Source organism: Prosthecobacter sp. (assembly GCF_044373815.1).
Classification (GTDB): domain Bacteria; phylum Verrucomicrobiota; class Verrucomicrobiia; order Verrucomicrobiales; family Verrucomicrobiaceae; genus Prosthecobacter.
Window position 1 is genome coordinate 1 of record NZ_JBIPNG010000492.1, and the last position, 4,813, is coordinate 4,813.

Genomic DNA, 4,813 nt, shown 5'->3' on the forward strand with positions numbered 1-4,813 from the left:
ATTGGGTTTCATGTGAAATCAGTGGTACTGCCCCCCCCTCCACCCATCACTCTTGTTCGATGACGGGGTTGTCGATGCCCAGCGCTTCGGCCAGATCCATGAAATGCTCCTGCTCCTGAGCGATGATTTTGCGCAGCACTTCACTCAGCGCATACTCTCCCATTGACTCCGCCTGGCGTATTCTCTGCCGATAGCCGCGGATCGTCTCCATCTCATTCTCAAGGTCAAATCTCAGCATGTCCTTCGGCTTGTCAGAGGTCTTCACCGCTTTGGGAGTCGTCGTCGGAGTACCGTTGAAGTAGTCGATCTGCTTCGCGATCTGAATGGCATGGCTGAGCTCCTCCGCGGCATGCAGAGCCAGTTCGTCCGCGATGCTCTTGTATTCGGCGCCCTTCAACGTCTGGCTGTAAACCACATAGGCAATGATGGCTTGGTACTCGCGGGCAAGATCTTCATTCAGAAGATCGATCATTTCTTGGCGGCTGGTGATCGGAGCGGGGGTATTCATGGCAATGGGTGGTTACTCAACCATCGCGTTCCATCCCGCGCATGGATGTTCTCAATTCCAGCCAGACCTGGAGTTGCGGCGGGGAGAAGTCTCTCTTTTTTGCACAAAGTATTGGGCCACGCCCAGATCCAGCCGGGTGAAAATGAAGCGGGCCAGCTTCTGTTTCAGTCGCTGCCACCAGTTGGACGGCCTCCGCCATGACAGGGGTTTCACCCCCACGCTGTGGTCAAGATCCCTCTCAAAGGTGCGCCGAGCCTCCTTGGCGAGCACCGCGCTGCGAATCCGCAGCATGACTTCAAAATTAATCACCAGGCTGCGTGGATCGATGTTCGAAGAACCGATGTAGACGATGTCATCGAGAATGAGTACCTTGGCATGCAGCACCTGCGGCTGGTATTCGTGAATCTGCGCTCCACGGCGAAGAAAACGCGAGTAAAGCGCACGCGCCGCGACCTGCAGCAGCGGCACATCACTCTTTCCGGGAAGCAGCAGGCGAAAACTGTGGGCATGTCTGGCCGCGCGCAGCAGCATCTTTTTGACGCGCCCCACCGGCAGGAAGTACGCGGTGGTGATGGCAATGTCCCGCGCATGCTGCAGATCACTTTGCAGAGCGCGCTGAAACACCCCCTGATGCAGCCCCGGTCGTATGAGCAGCAGTGACACGTCCGCACCAGCCTTCACCCAGCCGCTGCGGCTGTTTTTTCGCACGCGCCATATTTGATTCCCGGCGATCTCGATCTGGGATGCAATGGAGGCCGCAAGGTGCCGCACCACCGGCCCTGTGATGGAGATGCCACCATCCCGCCAGCCCTCGTGGATGCCATCCCCTGCGTATTCAGGAGCGATGTTACACCCGCCGATGAATGCATGGGCGTCATCCACCACGAGGAGCTTGCGGTGATCCCGGAACGACCAAAATCGCCAGCGCACGGGATTGAACCAAACAACCTTTCCTCCCAGGCGAATCAGTTCACTGAAGTAATTCCGATGCAGACCCCAGCACCCCACGTCATCAAGCAGCAGCGTCACCTGCACGCCACGACGTGCTGCGTCTGTCATGGCATCCCGAAAACGTTCACCCACCTTCGATGCGCGAAAGAGATAGCACTCAAAGAGGATGCTCGTCTGTGCCGTGGCGATGGCGTCGATCTCAGCGTTGAGATACTTCTCTCCCGAGTCATGCCAGCGAAAAGCATGCCCGTCCGGCGTGGTGAGGGGCGGTTGGATCGGCACATCCATAGGTGAGCCAAATAGGGCACGATGTCATCAGATCATTCCACCAGCTTTTCCAGCACCTCCCGCGCTTCTTTGAATGAAGAAACCACCCAGGTCGCACCCGCATCACGCAGTGGCTTGGGGTCGTGCTCCTGTCCTGGAAGGCCCCAGCGGCAGACGAGGATCTTGAGATCCGGCAGTTTGCTTCGCACCCTGAGGCAGAGATTTTTGGCGTCGTGCCGCGCACGCAGGGGCATCGCGCTGATGCAAAAAACGACCGGCTTCTCCACTTCCAGCTCATGCACCAACTCGCCAATCAGCCTGGGCCCTTCATCCACCTTCATCGCGATCGCACCGGGCAGAATCGACGCAAGCATCTCAAGCGCCTGCGCATCGGCCTCGCCATGCAGGGCCCGCCCATAAACCCTCAGCGCCTGCGGTGCTTCATCCGCCTGCGTTGCAACCGCAGCGCCACTCTCAGCACTCTCCTTCAACGACAGGAAAGCCGAGCGCATGCTTCGATATATCTCCGCCGATTCATCACGATCAAGCTTGCCCAGCACTTCCTCGCGCCGTGTCAGAGCCAGCGCAGGAAGGGCAATGTCTTCCAGCGTTTTTTCATAGCCTTCTTTTTTCAGCGATAATTCCACCAGGTCCTGCGCGGCGTCTTCATTGCCGGCAAGGTGGTACTGATAATAGCTGAGATGAGGTTGCGGCAGCGGATTCTCACCCATCAGGATGTCCACCCATTCGAGTGAAGCCGCATGCTTGCAAAACACCACGATGCAGACCGTAAGCGGTGTGGCCAGCACCAGCCCCACGCCTCCCCACAGCGATGTCCAGAAAGCGATCGCCAGCAGCAGCGCAAAGTCTGACAGCCCCACGCTGTGTCCGTACAGCTTCGGCTCCAGCAGCATGTTCGTCAGCAGCTCAAGAGTGATGATGAAGGCCACGACCACCAGCGGCTTCGTCCAGCCATCAAAGATGGTCAGGCTCAAACCAAACAGCAAAGTGGCCACAATCCACGAGCCTGCATACGGAATGAAACGGGAGACCGCAGCCAGCACGCCCCACAGCAGCACGTAGGGAAGCCCGATCACGCTGAGCCCAATCCCCAGCACCAGCCCATAGATGGCGTTCACGGTGCTCTGCATGAGAAGATAGCGGCTGATGCGGTCGCCTGACTCATCGATCGCCTTCGTTGTCAGCGTGAGCCTCCCATAACCCACCAGTCTCGCGACACGCTGACTGAGGTCGTTCAGACGCAGGAGCATGAACACCACAAACAAAATCACCACCGCCGCCATTCCCAGCGCATCGGCCAGCGTGGACACGACCATGTTGAAGGCCTTCATCAGCATGCCTTCCCCATTAAACTGAGATGAAAGTGTGGCAGCGGGAGACTCTGACGGCGCAGGTTCCGCAGGGGACATCAGTACCGTCACAGGTGGGTTGGGCTGGCTCACATCCCCCACCAGCTGCCGCAGTCGTACGATGATCTGGGTGTCACCGATTTTATGGAGCGACTCGACGCGACGCTGAATGTTCTGCTGATGATTAGGCAGATCATTCGCGAGGTGCGCCAGTTCTCCTCCCAGCAGCCAGGCCACCAGCGCCAGGCTGGAAAAGCACACGATCGTCACCATGCCAAGACTCAGCACACGCGGCACACCCCAGCGGCACAATCTCTTCACCAGCGGATTGAGCAGGAACGTGAACAAGCTGGCTAGTGCCAGAGGGATCAGCACCTCCTTGCCAACATAGAGTGTGGCGATGACCAGCAGCGCGCTGACGAATTTCAAAAAGTGCGACAGCGTGCGATTAAATGTGTCCATGACGGTGGTTGGGCGGAAGCCATGACCAGGAGGCCTTCCTTGCGCTTGTTAATCTTGATCCGCACCGGTTCTGGATGTGTCCAAACGGTGAATAAGCAAGATCGCCACGCCCGCTATGCAGCCAAGCTAGTTCCCTTTGGACCTGAGCAGCATCAGAACACCACCGATGAGCAGCACCCCGCCAAGCACAGGCGGCAGGTAGACATAGTGCTGCTTCTCAGCAGTCACCTGGATGGGACCCAGATCAATGGCCTTCTCCCTCGTGGTATAAGTGAAGCCCTCGTAGGCAAGCATGGCGGCGCCGATGACGATGAGCAGGATGGCGATGATGGACGGTTTCATAATAAGTTTGATTGGCAGTTTAAAACATCGGGTTCAAAGCAATGGCCGCAGGCCAGCTTCATGGATCGGCGATCAACGATGGAGCCCGTGGTTGGAAGCGCACAGATCTTGCACCTGACGCTGCACCTCACCGGCTAAAACGCTCCCTTCATCGACCGCTCCACGCCATGAACCAAGCGTTGCTTGAAAGCCTGTCGGCTTCATGGACAACGCTTGCTTCACAGGCGTGGTCATCGGCTAGCGCGAGGCGCGCTCGATGTGGCCGCCCACATGTTCGACGTCCTGGCCAAAGCCACGAACGGTGCGGCAGCTGGTGCCAATGAGCGTCAAGACGGCAGACGCAAGGACGAGAAGAGTGAGGCGTGTGGTGGATGTTTTCATAGTATTATTGAGCTGTGATTTGCGAGTTTGGTGAAATGGGCTGCGTTCAAAAAGGAGCAGGCTCATTCGCTGAGCCCGCTCCGGGCGTGGGTCTTGTTACTTCTGCACAGCATCCACTTTGGCCTTGGCGGCCGCAGCGTCGGCATCGGCTTTTTTCTTGTCAGCATCCAGCTGAGCCTGATCGGCCGCCTGCTTGGCTTCGATGTTGGCCTTTTCGATCTTGGCATTGATTTCCGCCTGCGCTTTGGCCTCTTTGGCTTGGGCGTCCACGGCGTCCTTCTGATGCTCGATCGCGGTTTTGGCCGCATCGTTTTGCGCGTCGATAGCTTGTTTCTGCTTGTTGCAACCGACGGTCAGGACGGTCGCAAAGGTGAACATGATATATAGAATGTGTTTCATAGGAATCAGGGTTGGTGATTAAAGAATCGTCTGTCAGAGCGCGGATGGATGGGTGGACCTTTGGGAGCAGGCGTGAGAATCGTTGTCCTTCACTTGTCTCTCGAATGCCCGTCCACCTGGGCCGACATCCTCG

6 protein-coding genes are annotated in these 4,813 nt (G+C 57.7%); all 6 read right to left on the minus strand.

Annotated elements, in window-relative coordinates; genetic code table 11:
* Positions 1-46: 46 nt before the first annotated feature.
* Positions 47-508 carry a bacterioferritin gene (locus ACIREA_RS26805; protein ID WP_397385390.1) on the minus strand — a complete coding sequence of 154 codons (462 nt, stop codon included), beginning with the start codon at positions 506-508 and terminating at the stop codon, positions 47-49.
* Positions 509-559: 51 nt separating this feature from the next.
* Positions 560-1,747, minus strand: coding sequence for a phosphatidylserine/phosphatidylglycerophosphate/cardiolipin synthase family protein (locus ACIREA_RS26810; RefSeq protein WP_397385391.1), 1,188 nt, complete (start codon positions 1,745-1,747; stop codon positions 560-562).
* 32 nt (positions 1,748-1,779) lie between these two features.
* Positions 1,780-3,558, minus strand: a complete 1,779-nt coding sequence (locus ACIREA_RS26815) for an AI-2E family transporter (RefSeq protein ID WP_397385392.1) — start codon at positions 3,556-3,558, stop codon at positions 1,780-1,782.
* A gap of 126 nt (positions 3,559-3,684) precedes the next feature.
* Positions 3,685-3,900, minus strand: a complete 216-nt coding sequence (locus tag ACIREA_RS26820; protein WP_397385393.1) for a DUF3185 domain-containing protein — start codon at positions 3,898-3,900, stop codon at positions 3,685-3,687.
* Between the two features lie 237 nt (positions 3,901-4,137).
* Entirely contained in the window at positions 4,138-4,281 is a 144-nt protein-coding gene (locus ACIREA_RS26825; protein ID WP_397385394.1) for an entericidin A/B family lipoprotein, read from the minus strand.
* Between the two features lie 96 nt (positions 4,282-4,377).
* Positions 4,378-4,680: a hypothetical protein gene (locus ACIREA_RS26830; RefSeq protein ID WP_397385395.1), complete on the minus strand. Its 303-nt coding sequence runs from the start codon at positions 4,678-4,680 to the stop codon at positions 4,378-4,380.
* Between the last annotated feature and the right edge of the window lie 133 nt (positions 4,681-4,813).